At 69.5% G+C, this 14,963-nt stretch carries 15 protein-coding genes; 1 reads left to right on the top strand and 14 read right to left on the bottom strand.

Translation table 11 applies throughout. The annotated features are described in order from the left end of the window. Positions 1-82: 82 nt before the first annotated feature. From coaBC to ACWDU4_RS19820, 14 genes are all read right to left on the bottom strand, one after another. Positions 83-1,366 carry a bifunctional phosphopantothenoylcysteine decarboxylase/phosphopantothenate--cysteine ligase CoaBC gene (gene coaBC / locus ACWDU4_RS19885; protein WP_450115640.1) on the bottom strand — a complete coding sequence of 428 codons (1,284 nt, stop codon included), beginning with the start codon at positions 1,364-1,366 and terminating at the stop codon, positions 83-85. A gap of 82 nt (positions 1,367-1,448) precedes the next feature. After that, positions 1,449-1,742 carry a DNA-directed RNA polymerase subunit omega gene (rpoZ, locus tag ACWDU4_RS19880; RefSeq protein ID WP_378506277.1) on the bottom strand — a complete coding sequence of 98 codons (294 nt, stop codon included), beginning with the start codon at positions 1,740-1,742 and terminating at the stop codon, positions 1,449-1,451. A gap of 51 nt (positions 1,743-1,793) precedes the next feature. Further along, entirely contained in the window at positions 1,794-2,360 is a 567-nt protein-coding gene (gene gmk / locus ACWDU4_RS19875) for a guanylate kinase (RefSeq protein ID WP_450115690.1), read from the bottom strand. 74 nt (positions 2,361-2,434) lie between these two features. Next, positions 2,435-2,755, bottom strand: coding sequence for an integration host factor, actinobacterial type (gene mihF, locus ACWDU4_RS19870; RefSeq protein ID WP_050066004.1), 321 nt, complete (start codon positions 2,753-2,755; stop codon positions 2,435-2,437). Between the two features lie 125 nt (positions 2,756-2,880). Next, positions 2,881-3,750, bottom strand: a complete 870-nt coding sequence (gene pyrF / locus ACWDU4_RS19865; protein WP_450115639.1) for an orotidine-5'-phosphate decarboxylase — start codon at positions 3,748-3,750, stop codon at positions 2,881-2,883. Next, on the bottom strand, positions 3,747-7,094 hold the full coding sequence (carB, locus tag ACWDU4_RS19860) for a carbamoyl-phosphate synthase large subunit (protein ID WP_450115638.1): 3,348 nt from the start codon (positions 7,092-7,094) through the stop codon (positions 3,747-3,749). The genes pyrF and carB overlap by 4 nt, the downstream gene beginning before the upstream one ends. Further along, positions 7,094-8,260, bottom strand: coding sequence for a glutamine-hydrolyzing carbamoyl-phosphate synthase small subunit (carA, locus tag ACWDU4_RS19855; RefSeq protein WP_450115637.1), 1,167 nt, complete (start codon positions 8,258-8,260; stop codon positions 7,094-7,096). The genes carB and carA overlap by 1 nt, the downstream gene beginning before the upstream one ends. Before the next feature lie 23 nt (positions 8,261-8,283). Beyond that, positions 8,284-8,769: a PH-like domain-containing protein gene (locus tag ACWDU4_RS19850; protein ID WP_450115636.1), complete on the bottom strand. Its 486-nt coding sequence runs from the start codon at positions 8,767-8,769 to the stop codon at positions 8,284-8,286. Next, the gene (locus tag ACWDU4_RS19845) at positions 8,766-10,067 is read right to left on the bottom strand and encodes a dihydroorotase (RefSeq protein ID WP_450115635.1); all 1,302 of its coding nucleotides are present in this window, start codon (positions 10,065-10,067) and stop codon (positions 8,766-8,768) included. Before ACWDU4_RS19845 ends, ACWDU4_RS19850 begins: the two co-directional genes overlap by 4 nt. After that, a complete protein-coding gene (locus ACWDU4_RS19840) occupies positions 10,064-11,008 on the bottom strand; it encodes an aspartate carbamoyltransferase catalytic subunit (RefSeq protein WP_450115634.1) in 945 nt (314 codons plus the stop codon). The genes ACWDU4_RS19845 and ACWDU4_RS19840 overlap by 4 nt, the downstream gene beginning before the upstream one ends. Next, complete coding sequence (pyrR, locus tag ACWDU4_RS19835) at positions 11,005-11,625, bottom strand: bifunctional pyr operon transcriptional regulator/uracil phosphoribosyltransferase PyrR (RefSeq protein ID WP_450115633.1); 621 nt, start codon at positions 11,623-11,625, stop codon at positions 11,005-11,007. The genes ACWDU4_RS19840 and pyrR overlap by 4 nt, the downstream gene beginning before the upstream one ends. 198 nt (positions 11,626-11,823) lie before the next feature. Then, the gene (gene nusB, locus ACWDU4_RS19830; RefSeq protein ID WP_450115632.1) at positions 11,824-12,330 is read right to left on the bottom strand and encodes a transcription antitermination factor NusB; all 507 of its coding nucleotides are present in this window, start codon (positions 12,328-12,330) and stop codon (positions 11,824-11,826) included. Between the two features lies 1 nt (position 12,331). After that, on the bottom strand, positions 12,332-12,895 hold the full coding sequence (gene efp / locus ACWDU4_RS19825) for an elongation factor P (RefSeq protein WP_450115631.1): 564 nt from the start codon (positions 12,893-12,895) through the stop codon (positions 12,332-12,334). A 16-nt stretch (positions 12,896-12,911) separates the two neighbouring features. Further along, entirely contained in the window at positions 12,912-14,018 is a 1,107-nt protein-coding gene (locus ACWDU4_RS19820; protein WP_450115630.1) for an aminopeptidase P family protein, read from the bottom strand. Between the two features lie 124 nt (positions 14,019-14,142). Here ACWDU4_RS19820 and ACWDU4_RS19815 point away from each other — a divergent pair, with 124 nt between their 5' ends. Then, entirely contained in the window at positions 14,143-14,844 is a 702-nt protein-coding gene (locus ACWDU4_RS19815) for a B-4DMT family transporter (RefSeq protein ID WP_450115629.1), read from the top strand. The last annotated feature ends 119 nt before the right edge of the window (positions 14,845-14,963 follow it).

Below are 14,963 nucleotides of genomic sequence, written 5' to 3'. Positions count from 1 at the left end.
AATCAGGCAACCGGGCACCGGTTGCCGCTTATGACTTCACAGTACGAGTATCCGGCTCACCCGGCACCCGCAACCCGCGTGGCTAGCCGGAAAGCAGGTCGGTGACCGCATCGAGCACCCGACTCGCCATCAGCGCCTTCGAGCCGTGGGCGAGCGCGTGCTCCGACCCGTCCGAGGCGAGCAGCCAGCCGTCGTTGCTGTCCACCTCGAACGCCTTGCCGTCACCGACGGCGTTGACGACGAGCAGGTCACAGCCCTTGCGGGCGAACTTGGCCCGGGCGTGGGTGAGGACGTCGCCCTGCGCGTCCCCGGTCTCGGCGGCGAACCCGACGATCCGGATACCGGCGGGCAGGTCACCGTCGCGGCGGGCCTGGACCAGTCCGGCGAGGATGTCGTCGTTGCGAGTCAGCGGGATCACGTCGGGCTCGTCGGCGCCCTTCTTGATCTTGGCGGCCGCCACCGTCGACGGCCGGAAGTCGGCCACCGCGGCGGCCATCACGACCGCGTCGGCGGCGGTTGCAGCGCCGATCCCGGCAGCTCTGTCGACCGCCACCTTCATCTCCTGTGCGGTCTTGACCCGGACCACGTCCACGGCGGCCGGATCGGCCAGCTCCGCGGTGTAGCCGGCGATCAGGGTGACCTGGGCGCCACGCTGGGCGGCGAGCCGGGCGATCGCGTAGCCCTGCTTGCCCGAGCTCCGGTTGCCGAGGAACCGCACCGGGTCGAGTGGCTCGCGGGTGCCGCCCGCGGAGACCACGATCCGCTTGCCCTCCAGGTCGCGCGGCAGCCCGTCCGCGCGCTCCATCAGCAGGTTCGCCAGCGCGACGATCTCGTCCGGGTCGGGCAGCCTGCCCGCGCCGGTGTCCTTCCCGGTCAGCCGGCCCGACGCCGGTTCGATGACGACGACCCCGCGCGACCGGAGGGTGGCGACGTTGTCGACGGTGGCGGGGTGCTCCCACATCTCGGTGTGCATCGCCGGCGCGAACAGCACCGGGCAGCGGGCCGTGAGCAAGGTCGCGGTCAGGAGGTCGTCGGCGCGGCCGTGCGCGGCGCGCGCCATCAGGTCGGCGGTGGCGGGCGCGACGACGACCAGGTCGGCCTCCTGCCCGAGCCGCACGTGCGGAACCTGCGGTACGTCGGCGAACACCTCGGTGTCCACCGGGTTGCCCGACAGGGCCTCGAACGTGGCCCTGCCGACGAACTCCAACGCCGCCGCGGTCGGCACCACGCGGACGTGATGACCAGCCTCGGTGAAGCTGCGGATGATCGAACATGCCTTGTATGCGGCGATACCGCCGCTCACCCCGACGACGATGCGTCGCGGTGAACCGGCGGTATCGGAATGTGAATCCGTCACGGACGTCACAGTATCCGCACGTGTGCGGGGCTGGCGGAGTGGGTCACTCCCGTGTGAGCGGGGTGGGTCACACCGCTGTCAGCGGAGTGGGTCACTCGCCCTCGGTGTGCTCGAGCAGGTCCGAGTGGATCTCGCGCATCGCGATGGACAGCGGCTTCTCCTGCAGGCCCGGCTCGACCAGCGGGCCGACGTACTCGAGGATGCCGTCGCCGAGCTGGTTGTAGTAGTCGTTGATCTGCCGGGCCCGCTTGGCCGCGTAGATCACCAGCGCGTACTTCGAGGAGGTGCGCTCGAGCAGCTCGTCGATCGGCGGGTTCGTGATGCCCAGCGGGGTGTCGTAGGCCGGGATGCCGTGACGATCGGTCGCGACGGTGGTTGCGCTCACTAGGTCTCCTGGTGGTGCGGTTGAGAACAGACGAAATTACGACAAGAGGTGCTATCGCTTGTTGCCGACCAACAAGGATACCAACTCGTCGCAGGCTCGGTCGACGTCGTGGTTCACGATCACCTCGTCGAACTCGTCCTGGGCGTCGAGTTCGACACGCGCGGTCTCCAATCGCCGCGCGACGGCCTCCTCGGATTCGGTGCCGCGGGAGGTCAGCCGCGAGACCAGTTCCTCCCAGCTGGGCGGCGCCATGAACACGAGCACCGCCTCCGGCATCGCGGCCCGGACGGCGCGGGCGCCGGCCAGGTCGACCTCCACCAGCACCGGGTGTCCGGCCTCGATCGCGGCCCGCACCGGGGCGGCCGGGGTTCCCGACCGCTGCAGTCCGCCGTGGATCTCTGCCCACTCGAGCAGGTCGCCGTCTGCGATCATCCGATCGAATTCGGCCGGGGTGACGAACCGGTAGTCACGGCCGTCGACCTCGCCGGGTCGCGGGTCTCTCGTCGTTGCAGACACGCTGAAGACCAGGTCGGGGAGCCGGTCGTGGAGCTTGCGCACCACGCTCGACTTACCGACGGCGGAGGGGCCGGCCAGTACCACCAGCCGGCCCCTCCGCACTGCGTTCTCCCCCGCCGCGGGCGGCGGGGTGGTCTCGCGGTCTGACACGTTGTATGCGTCAGCCACCTGTGAACTCAGGCCTCGAAATCGAACCTGGTCAGCAGGGCCTTGCGCTGGCGATCGCCGAGGCCGCGCAGGCGGCGGGTCGGGGCGATCTCCAGTTCGGTCATGATCTCCTGCGCCTTGACCTTGCCCACCTTGGGCAGGGCCTCGAGCAGGGCCGAGACCTTCATCTTGCCGAGGATCTCGTCGTTCTCGGCGTCCTTGAGGACCTGCTTGAGGTCGGTGCCGCCGCGCTTGAGGCGCTCCTTGAGCTCAGCCCGGGCCTTACGGGCGGCAGCCGCCTTCTCCAAAGCAGCAGCGCGCTGCTCATCGGTCAACTGGGGAAGGGCCACGGTTCCTCCGTCTCGTCGTGTGCAATGTCTACAACCCCCGGATAACCAGGGGCGATAGCGACCGTACTCACGCCGGGCGCCGATTGCTAACCCACCCCCGGGACGGCGGCGTCGAACCGGGTCGGCTATGCGAGTCCGGCCTCGACCTCGTCGCGGACCCGCTGCGCCGCCTCTCGCAGCGCGGTCACGGACGGACCGTGCTTGAGGACGTCACGAGAAGTGTTGGGCAGCAACAACTCTCGTGATCCTTCGAAAATCTCTGCGAGATCCGTCACGGTGGCGCCCTGGGCGCCGAGGCCGGGAGCGAGGATCGGGCCGGAAAACTCCGACAAATCCAGGCCATGGCCGCGGGTCGCCCCGACGACCAGGCCCACCGTGTCGTTGCCGTCACGGTTCTGCGCCACCGCGGCGTCCACGATCGACTGGGCCACCGACGGCCCCTGCCCGGCACCGGACGGACCCTGCCCAGCGGAAACGCCGTCAGCGGCGGTCCTGGCGCCCTGCAACACCCCACCCTCGGGATTGGAGGTGCGGGCCAGCGCGAACAGTCCCCTGCCGGTCTCGGTGGCCAGCGCGACCGCCGGATCGAGCGCCCCGAAACCGAGGTACGGCGACACCGTCACCGCGTCCGATGCCAGGGGCGAGCCGTCGCCGAGCCATGCCTGCGCATAGGCCGACATCGTCGAGCCGATGTCGCCGCGCTTGGCGTCGGCGACCACCAGGGTGCCCGCCTCACGCAACGCCACGATCGTGCTCTCGAGCACCGCGAAGCCTGCGGAGCCGTACGCCTCGAAGAACGCCACCTGCGGCTTCACGAGGGCCACCTCGCCTGCGAACGCCTCGACGCAGATCTCGGCGAACGCCCCGAGTCCCGCGGCGCTGCGCGGCAGCCCCCACGCCTCCAGCAGCGGCGGGTGCGGGTCGATGCCGACGCACAGCCGACCCCGGCTCCGGACCGCGGTCCGGAGCCGGTCGCCCCAAGCGGGTTCGGTCACGAGGTCTGCTCGCGCAGCACGGCGTGCAGGTCCTGCAGCGAACGCACCCCGATGTCACCGCGGATACCCGCCTCGATGCCCTGGACGGCCGCGGAGGCGCCCTGGACGGTGGTGATGCACGGGATGTTGGCTGATACAGACGCCGCACGGATCTCGTAACCGTCGACGCGCGGTCCCGAGTTGCCGTACGGCGTGTTGATCACCATGTCGACGTCGCCGGCCTTGATCTGGTCGACGATCGTCAGCGCGCCCTCGGGCAGGGTCTCCCCGGAATGCTTGTGCACCTGCTCGCACTCGATTCCGTTGCGGCGCAGAACATCCGCGGTCCCTTCGGTCGCGAGGATCTCGAAACCGAGGTCGGCGAGCCGCTTGACCGGGAAGATCAGCGACCGCTTGTCCTTGTTCGCGACGGAGACGAACACCCGGCCGCTCGTCGGCAGCGACCCGTACGCCGCGGTCTGGCTCTTGGCGAACGCGGTACCGAAGTCCTTGTCGATGCCCATCACCTCGCCGGTCGACTTCATCTCCGGGCTCAGCAGGGTGTCGATACCGGTGCCGTCGGCGCGACGGAACCGGTTGAACGGCAGCACCGCCTCCTTGACCGCGATCGGCGCGCCGTCCGGCGTGGTACCGCCGTCGCCCTTCGCGGGCAGCACCCCGGAGACCCGCAGATCGGCGATGGACTCGCCGAGCATCACCCGGGCACACGCCTTCGCCAGCTGCACCGCGGTCGCCTTGGAGACGAACGGCACGGTCCGCGACGCGCGCGGGTTGGCCTCGAGCACGTAGAGGATGTCGTCCTTGAGCGCGTACTGCACGTTCAGCAGGCCCTTGACGCCGATGCCCTTCGCCAGCGCCTCGGTGGACCGGCGCACGTTCTCCAGGTCGGCGCGTCCGAGCGTGATCGGCGGCAGCGCACACGCCGAGTCGCCGGAGTGGATGCCGGCCTCCTCGATGTGTTCCATCACGCCGCCGAGGTACACCTCGGTGCCGTCGCACAGCGCGTCCACGTCGATCTCGACGGCGTCGTCGAGGAACCGGTCGACCAGGACCGGACGATCGTCGGAGATCTCCGTCGCGCGCGAGATGTAGTCCTGCAGCGAGGCCTCGTCGTAAACGATCTCCATGCCGCGGCCGCCGAGCACGTACGACGGACGCACCAGCACCGGGTACCCGATGCCTGCGGCGATGTCGCGGGCGCCGTCGAAGGTGGTGGCGGTGCCGAACTTCGGCGCGGGCAGGCCGGCCTCGGTGAGCACGCGACCGAACTCGCCGCGGTCCTCGGCCAGGTCGATGGCCTCGGGGCTGGTGCCGACGATCGGGACTCCGGCCTCCTTGAGCCGCCGCGCCAGACCCAGCGGGGTCTGGCCGCCGAGCTGCACGATGACGCCGGCGACGGTGCCCGACGCCGACTCCGCGCGGAACACCTCGAGCACGTCCTCGAAGGTCAACGGCTCGAAGTACAGCCGGTCCGCGGTGTCGTAGTCGGTGGAGACGGTCTCCGGGTTGCAGTTGACCATCACGGTCTCGTACCCGGCCTCGGACAGGGTCAGCGCCGCGTGCACACACGAGTAGTCGAACTCGATGCCCTGGCCGATGCGGTTCGGGCCGGAGCCGAGGATCAGCACCTTCGGCTTGTCCCGTTGCTCGGCGACCTCGGTCTCCGCGTTCGGGTCCAGCTCGTACGTCGAGTAGTGGTACGGGGTCCTGGCCTCGAACTCGGCGGCGCAGGTGTCGACAGTCTTGTACACCGGGTGCACGTGCAGCTCGTCACGCAGCGCGCGGACCGCGTCCTCCCCCGCCCGGTCGTCGCCGAGCTCGGGCCGCAGCGCGGCGATCTGCCGGTCCGACAGGCCGTGGTACTTGGCCTGGCGCAGCGTCAGCTCGTCCAGGTTCTCGGCGCCGCGGATGTGCTCGCCCAGCTCGTGGATCTGCTGGAACTGGTCGAGGAACCACGGGTCGATCCTGGTCGCGTCGAACAGCTGCTCGACGGTCGCGCCGAGCGCAAATGCCTTCGCGATGCCGTACATGCGGCCGTCCTGCGGAACCGAGAGGTCCTTCAGCAGGGCCTCCAGGCTCTCGGCCTCGATCTCCGGGCCCGTCCACCAGCCGGCGCGCTTGGTCTCCAGCGACCGCATGACCTTGCCGAACGCCTCGGTGAAGTTGCGGCCGATGGACATCGCCTCGCCGACCGACTTCATCGTGGTGGTCAGCGTGCCGTCCGCGCCCGGGAACTTCTCGAACGCGAAGCGCGGGGCCTTGACGACGACGTAGTCGAGCGTCGGCTCGAAGCAGGCCGGCGTCTCCTTGGTGATGTCGTTGACGATCTCGTCGAGCGTGTAGCCAATGGCCAGCTTGGCGGCCATCTTCGCGATCGGGTAGCCGGTCGCCTTCGACGCCAGCGCCGACGAGCGGGACACGCGCGGGTTCATCTCGATGACGACCAGGCGGCCGTCGGTCGGGTCCATCGCGAACTGGATGTTGCAGCCACCGGTGTCGACGCCGACCTCGCGCAGGATCGCGATCGAGAGGTCGCGCATCTTCTGGTACTCGCGGTCGGTGAGCGTCATCGCCGGGGCGACGGTCACCGAGTCACCGGTGTGCACACCGACCGGGTCGACGTTCTCGATCGAGCAGACGATGACCACGTTGTCGCGGCCGTCGCGCATGAGCTCGAGCTCGTACTCCTTCCAGCCGAGGATGGACTCCTCGATCAGGACGTTCGCGGTCGGGGACGCGGCCAGGCCGCCACCGGCGATGCGCTCGAGGTCCTTCTCGTTGTACGCCATGCCGGAGCCGAGGCCGCCCATGGTGAAGGACGGCCGCACGACGACCGGGTAGCCGAGCTCGGCAACGGTGTCGTGCACCTCCTCCATCGTGAAGCAGACCCGCGAGCGGGCCGACTCGCCGCCGACCTTGGCGACGATGTCCTTGAACTTCTGCCGGTCCTCACCGCGCTGGATGGCGTCGAAGTCGGCGCCGATCAGCTCGACGTCGTACTTGGCGAGGATGCCGCGCTCGTGCAGCGCGACGGCGGTGTTCAGTGCGGTCTGCCCGCCGAGAGTGGCGAGCACGGCGTCGATCTTGTTGCCCTGCTCGGCTTCTCGGGCGATGACCTTCTCGACGAAGTCGGCGGTGATCGGCTCGACGTATGTGGCGTCGGCGAACTCCGGGTCGGTCATGATCGTGGCCGGGTTGGAGTTGACGAGCGAGACCCGCAGGCCCTCCTCGCGGAGCACGCGGCACGCCTGGGTGCCGGAGTAGTCGAACTCGCAGGCCTGGCCGATGACGATCGGTCCGGAACCGATCACCAGGATGTGCTGAAGATCTGTGCGGCGTGGCATTAGTTCTTGGCTCCTTCGAGCAGGCTGGTGAAGCGGTCGAACAGGTACGCGGCGTCGTGCGGGCCGGCCGCGGCCTCGGGGTGGTACTGCACGGAGAAGGCGGAGCCGTCGAGCAGACGGACACCCTCGACCGCGCCGTCGTTGGCGCAGGTGTGGCTGACCTGGGCGCGACCGAACGGGGTGTCGAATTCCTGACCGGCCTCGCCCTCGAGCGCGAACCCGTGGTTCTGCGCGGTGATCGCGATCCGGCCGGTCTCGTGCTCGACCACAGGGATGTTGATGCCGCGGTGACCGAACTTCATCTTGTAGGTGCTCAGTCCCAGCGCGCGGCCGAGGATCTGGTTGCCGAAGCAGATGCCGAACAGGGGCAGGCCCTGTCCGAGGACCTCCTTGGTCAGGTGCACCGCACCGTCCGCGGTCGCCGGGTCGCCGGGGCCGTTGGACAGGAACACTCCATCGGCGTTCAGGTCGAGGATCTGCTGGAGACTCGCCGTGGACGGCAGCACGTGCACGCGGATGCCGCGCTCGGCGAACATCCGCGGGGTGTTGGTCTTGATGCCGAGGTCGATGGCGGCGACGGTGAACCGTGCCTCGCCACCGATCGGTTCGATGACGTAGCCGGCATCGGTGCTGACCTCGCGGGCCAGGTCGGCGCCGAGCATCGACGGCTGTCCCTGGACGGCCGCGAGCATGGTGGCGTCATCGGTGAGCGCACTGCCGGAGAAGACACCGGCGCGCATCGAGCCGCGGGTGCGCAGGTGCCGGACCAGGGCGCGGGTGTCGATTCCGGCGATGCCCACGACGCCCTGGGCGACCAGCTCGTCCTGCAGCGACCCGGTCGATCGCCAGCTGGAGGTGCGGCGCGACGGGTCACGGACCACGTAGCCGGCGACCCAGATCTTGTTCGACTCGCCGGACGCCTGCGGTCCGGCGGACAGCGCCTCGCCGTCCTCGCCGTTCCAGCCGGTGTTGCCGATCTGCGGCGCGGTGGCGACCACGATCTGGCGGTGGTAGCTGGGGTCGGTGAGCGTCTCCTGGTAGCCGGTCATGCCGGTGGAGAACACCGCCTCGCCGAGGGTCTGTCCGACGGCGCCGAATTCGACGCCGCGGAAGATCCGTCCGTCCTCGAGGACCAGGGCCGCGGGCCCACCATGCACGATGCTCACGCTTTCTCTCCGTTCAGCAGCCATCACTGGCTCACTTCGTTCACCCAGACCGGGTACACGGTCTTGTCGTCTCCACGGAATCCGGTGTCGATCTCCGTTCCGGTGGGCAGCTCCCACCGGATCACCAGGACGCCGTCCTTGCTCATGACCTTGCCCGCCAGGCCGCGCTCGGTGCGGATCGCACGGATCGACTCCTGCGGGATCCAGATCGCCGATGCCCCGTCGCGTTCCAGCAGGACACCACGCTCGTGGCGGCTGAGCTGTCCGGTGGCGCGGAACCCGAGGTCCCCGACCGCGATCCGGTCCTGCCAGCTCGGTGCGAGCGTGCTGCCGACGTACAGCCCGGTGCTCGGGGCGATCAGCTGGGCACCGAGGTCGGCCGGCACCGCAGGCAGTTCCCCGACCCGATCCTGCTGGCGCTTGGCCCGGCCCTTCCAGCCCCAGTACATCAGTGCCACGAACAGCACCCAAACCGCGATGAACCCGACGGTGATCAGCACCCGGCTCATCGCTGCACCTTCCCATCGAGCACGGTCGGCTTGCCGCGCAGCAGCGTTGCGGTGACCTTGGCGCCGAACGTCATCGCCTCGTAGGGGGTGTTGTTCGCGATCGAGGCGAGGTCGGGCCCGTGCACGGTCCATTCGTGGCTCGGGTCGACCAGGGTCAGGTTGGCGGGCTCGCCGACCGCGATCGGACGGCCCTGGTCGGGCAGTCCGACGATCTCCGCGGGGCGTTCGCTCATCACCTTCGCGACGCCACGCCAGTCGAGCAGGCCGGGCTCGACCATGGTCTGCGCGATGATCGACAGCGCGGTCTCGAGCCCAAGCATGCCGGGCCGCGCCTGCGCGAACTCGCAGCACTTGTCCTGCTCGGCGTGCGGGGCGTGGTCGGTGCCGACGCAGTCGACGGTGCCGTCGGCGAGCGCCGCGCGCAGTGCCTCCACGTCGGAGCGTTCGCGCAGCGGCGGGTTCACCCGGTTCACGCCGTCGTAGGTCTCGAGCCGCGAATCGTCGAGCAGCAGGTGGTGCGGGGTGACCTCGGCGGTGATCGAGATGCCCTGCCCCTTGGCCCATTTCAGCAGTTCGACGGTGCCCGCGGTGGACGCGTGGCAGATGTGGACTCGGGCGCCCGCGTACCGGGCGAGCAGTGCGTCGCGGGCGACGATCGATTCCTCCGCGGCACGCGGCCAGCCGCCGAGGCCGAGACGGGCGGCGGTCGGGCCCTCGTGCGCGACGGCACCGACGGTCAGGCGCGGCTCCTCGGCGTGCTGGGCGATCAGGACGCCGAGCGCGCTGGAGTATTCGAGGGCGCGGCGCATGATCAGCGGGTCGTCGACGCAGTGGCCGTCGTCGGAGAACATCTTGACCTGCCCGACGCCGCCGGCCATCATCGCCATCTCGGCGAGCTGCTTGCCCGCGAGACCGACGGTGACCGCTCCGACGGGATGGACGTCGACGAGGCCGACCTCCTGCCCGAGGCGCCACACGTGGTCGGTGACGACCACGGAGTCGGCGACGGGATTGGTGTTGGCCATCGCGAACACCGCGGTGTAACCGCCGAGCGCGGCGGCCGCCGACCCGGACTCGATGGTCTCGGTGTCCTCACGGCCGGGCTCGCGCAGGTGCGTGTGCATGTCCACGAAGCCCGGCAGCAGGATCTGGCCCGCGGCGTCGACGACGGTCGCGCCCGCGGGCGATTCGAGGCCTGCACCGATCTCGGCGATCTCGCCGCCGCGGATCAGCACGTCGGTCGGCTCGCCCTCGCCGTAGATCCGGGCACCGGTGATGAGGACTTCGGGAGAGCTCACAGCGCCGCCCCCTCCTCGGTTCCGACCAGCAATCCGAACAACACGGCCATGCGGATGTGAACTCCATTCGTAACCTGCTGCAGTACAGCAGTTTTCGGTGAATCTGCGACGGCGGACGAGATCTCCATGCCGCGCAGCATCGGACCGGGGTGCAGCACGACCGCATGCTCGGGCAGCTGCGCCATGCGCTTCTCGGACAGCCCGTAGGTGACCGAGTACTCGCGGGGCGACGGGAAGAACCCGCCGTTCATCCGCTCGGCCTGCACCCGCAGCATCAGCACGGCGTCCAGGCCGGGCAGTTCGGCGTCGAGCGAATGCGAGACCGAAACGGGCCAGGTGGACACCCCGACAGGGAGCAGGGTCGGCGGCGCGACCAGCACCACCTCGGCACCGAGCATCGCCAGCAGGAAGGCATTCGAGCGGGCCACCCGGCTGTGCAGGATGTCGCCGACGATCGCGATCCGCTTGCCGGCGATCTCGCCGAGCCGCTGGCGCAGGGTCAGTGCGTCGAGCAGCGCCTGCGTGGGGTGCTCGTGGGTGCCGTCACCCGCGTTGATCACCGCGGGTCCGTCGCCGTCGGCGCCCGTCCACTCCGCGATCCGGTGCGCCGCACCCGACGCGGGGTGTCGCACGATCAGCGCGTCCGCGCCGGCGGCGTGCAGGGTCAGCGCCGTGTCGCGCAGCGACTCCCCCTTCTTCACCGACGAACTCGAGGCGCTGACGTTGATCACGTCCGCGCTCATCCACTTGCCGGCGACCTCGAACGAGACGCGGGTGCGGGTGGAGTTCTCGAAGAACACGGTCATCACGGTGCGACCGCGCAGGGTCGGCAGCTTGCGGACCTCACGGCCGAGCAGCGCCTGCTGGAATCGTTCGGCCTCGTCGAGCAGTGCGGTGGCCGACTCCGCGGTCAGGTCGGTGACCGAGAGCAGATGCTTCACTGGGGGGTTCCCTCATTCTCTCCGCTGCTGAGCGTGACGGCATCGACGCCGTCCTGTTCGACCAGCAGCACCTGGACGTCCTCGCTGCGCGCGGTGGGCACGTTCTTGCCGACGTAGTCGGCGCGCAGCGGCAGTTCGCGGTGGCCGCGGTCGACGAGAACCGCCAACTGCACGGCCTGCGGGCGACCGAGGTCGCGCAGCGCGTCCAGCGCGGACCGCACCGAGCGGCCGGAGAAGAGCACGTCGTCGACGAGGATCACCAGCGCGCTGTCCACGCCGCCGTCCGGCACCGAGGTGCGCTCGAGCGGCCGGTGCGGCTTGGTACGCAGGTCGTCGCGGTAGAGGGTGATGTCGAGGGAACCGACCGGTGGCCGGATCCCGGAAAACTCTTCGATCTTCGCCGCGAGGCGGTGAGCGAGCGTTGTGCCGCGGGTCGGGATCCCGATCAACACCACCCGAGGTGGATCGGTCTCCGCGTCGAGCGCGGTCTTCTCGATGATCTGGTGCGCGATCCGGGCGATCGTGCGACCGACGTCGGCTGCGGAGAGCAACTCGCGGCCGGAGGGCTTGGGCGCCCCGGGTTCTTCGTGCGCCGAGGAGTCGGCAGGCGTGGACAAACTGGACCTCCTTCTCCGCCTCTCGGGACGGGTCGTTAAAGGATGTCTGACGTCGCTCAGCCTATCAGCGCGGGCCTCGATCACCCGCACCCGCACGGGGTGTGCTCAGCCACAACACCCGGAACGGCCGAAGGGCACCTTCGTACGGTCGGACCGTACGAAGGTGCCCTTCAGCCAGGCGGAGCCGAGGTGTTCGAATCAGGCGTCGTCCGTGTTCGCCGACTGCTGCGGCGAGGCAGACTGCGCGGTCGCCGCCGCCGCCGCCCGCACCTGGGGTGCGACCAGGACGACCTGCCCGAGGATGCCGTTGACGAACCCCGGCGACTCGTCCGTGGACAGTTCCTTGGCGAGCTCGACCGCTTCGTCGACGGCCACCACCGGCGGCACGTCGGTCGCGTGGAACAGTTCCCAGACCGCGATCCGCAGGATGGCGCGATCGACGGCGGGCAGCCGGTCGAGCGTCCAGTCCTGCAGATGGTCCGAGATGACCCGGTCCAGCCGGTCCAGGTTCTCCGCGACGCCGGTCACCACGGTCACCGTGTACGGGTTGACGGGCGCGACGGTGTCGTCCTTGGTGGACAGCTCGACACGCTCGGCCGCGAGGTTCACCGGGTCGAGGTCACGCGCCTCCGCCTCGAACAGGAAGTCGACGGCGCGCTTGCGGGCCTTGTGCCGGGCCCCGAACTTCTTCTTGCTGTCGGTCACGCTACGAGTTCACGCGACCCAGGTAGTTGCCGTCACGGGAGTCGATCTTGAGCTTGTCGCCGGTGTTGATGAACAGCGGGACCTGGACCTCGGCACCGGTCTCCAGGGTGGCGGGCTTGGTGCCGCCGGTGGAGCGGTCGCCCTGCAGTCCGGGATCGGTGTGCTGGACCAGCAGCTCGACGGTGACCGGGAGCTCGACGAACAGCGGCGCGTCCTCGTGCGTGGCGACCTGGACCTGCATGTTCTCAAGCAGGAACCGGTGGCCGTCACCGACGGTGGCCTCGGGGATCGAGATCTGGTCGAAGGTCTCGCCGTCCATGAACACGTAGTCGCTGCCGTCGTGGTACAGGTAGGTCATGTCGCGGCGGTCGACCGTCGCGGTCTCGACCTTGACGCCGGCGTTGAAGGTCTTGTCGACGTTCTTGCCCGAGGTGACGTTCTTCAGCTTGGTGCGCACGAACGCGGGACCCTTGCCCGGCTTCACGTGCTGGAACTCGACGATCTGCCAGAGCTGGCCCTCGATCTTCAGTACGAGCCCGTTCTTGAAATCACTGGTGTCAGCCACTGGCTTCGCGTCTCCTTTAGACGATTGTCAAATCTTTGCTGGTGAGCGTGAGGAGCTCCGGCTCCTGCTCGCGAACCACGAGGGTGTCCTCGATCCGGACGCCTCCGCGCCCGGAGAAGTACACCCCCGGCTCCACGGTCACCGCAGCACCGGCTAGCAGTGTACCGGTGCCGCCCTTGCCGATCCCCGGCGCTTCGTGGATCTCCAGGCCGACGCCGTGTCCGAGACCGTGCAGGAACAGCTCCCCGTAGCCCGCCTCCTCGATCACCGCACGGGACGCAGCGTCCACCGCACCCACCTCGACGCCCGGCGCCAACGCCGCCCGGCCTGCCGCCTGCGAGCGCAGCACCAGGTCGTACACGTCGCGCTGCCAGGCCGCCGCCGACTCGAGCACGTAGGTACGGGTCATGTCGGAGTGGTACCCCGCGACGGTCGCACCGAAGTCGAGTTTGACGAAGTCCCCCGACGCCAGCACCGCGTCGGTGGGCCGGTGGTGCGGGATCGCCGAGTTCGCCCCGGCCGCGACGATCGTCTCGAACGAGATGCCGTCGGCGCCGTGTTCGAGCATCAGGAACTCGAGCTCGCGGCCGACCTCCCGCTCGGTCCGGCCCGGCCGGAGGCCCCCGCGCTCGATCAGCACCGCCAGGGCCAGGTCCGCCGCTGCGCAGGCCCGTCGCAGCAGACCGATCTCGTGTTCGTCCTTCACCTCACGCAGCCGCTCGACCAGGCCCGGGCTGCGGGTCAGGGTCAGGTCGGGCGCCGCGGACTGCCACGCCGCGAGGGCGTCGACGGTCACCACGTGACTCTCGAAGCCGACCCGCACCCCGTCCCGGTCGGCGAGGCTGCGGACCAGCGCGCCTGCGCTCGACCGGTCGATCAGGGCACGCAGGTCCGGCACCTGCTCTCCGACCTGTGTGACGTAGCGACCGTCGGTGCAGATGATCGTGCGGTCCTCCGCGCCCCGTTCGTCGCCGAGGTCGACGATCAGCGCCGCGTTCGAGCCGGTGAATCCGGTCAGGTAGCGGATGTTGAGCAGGTCGGTGACCAGCAGAACGTCGAGGTCGCGGTCGGCGAGCAGGTGGCGCAGCGCGGCACGTCGCGCAGCATGGTCGGCAGAGGACATGTGTTCAACGTACGACAGGTCGAGCCCGATCCGGACGAGGGCGATCGTCCGATTCGCCGGATGTCTGTCACCTCGAGTGTCGGTTGGGTCACAACGCGAACGTGATGCTCGTTACGCTGTCCGCATGAACCCCTGGATTGTTCGTGGTCTCGGTATGGCTTTCGTACACGTCGTGACGCGCGTCGTGCTCGGAATCGCCATCACCGCGTGGCCCCTGCACGGCTCCCTGATGCGGTGGCTCGGCATCATCGTCGTCGTTCTCGCGGCCCTCGTCTGGGCGGGCATCGACGGCATCCGCGACGCCCGGGCGCATCCGGCCGAGGGCGACGAGACGGACCTGACGATGCGGTGGCTCAAGGCCGCGGCGGTCGCCGGACTGCTCTCGGGCGCGGTCTGCTGGCTCGTCGGCGCCGTCTCGGACATCGCGCTCGGCGAGAACTCGCTGTTCTTCGAGCTGACCTCCGGCGCCGCGTTCACCCTGCTGCTCGTGTTCGTACCCGCGATGCTCGCGGTCGCCGTGGGCCGGTTCATCGCCCACCGGGACGCGGAGAAGGACGAGCGGGCGGCCGTGGCCGCCCCGGCCCAGGTGCCGGTCGCGGTCGGCGCGGCGGGTGCCTCCGAGGCGGTCGAGCAGTGGTCGCACGAGGATCAGTGGTCGGACGAGAGCGGCGACACCGGGTACGGATTCGCCGAGGGCCCCTACTCGGACGACACGCCCACCGAGGTGTACCAGGCATACGACGAGACCGGCCAGGCCCGCCACCGCACCGACGACGACGCTGCCGACACCGAGGTGTTCCGCGCCGTCCAGCCGCCGAAGGAGTAACGAGAACCACGCCGCCGTGAGCGACCTTCCCCGGCGGGAAGGGAGCACAACGGAAAATCAAACGTCTGAACTCCATTCCCGCAACCGGATTTATCGTTTGGCGGGTTTTGCTTGTGATT

It is taken from the genome of Rhodococcus sp. NPDC003348 (assembly GCF_053589375.1).
Note: the sequence above shows the minus strand (reverse complement) of the source record. Positions and strands in the feature narration are given on the sequence as shown.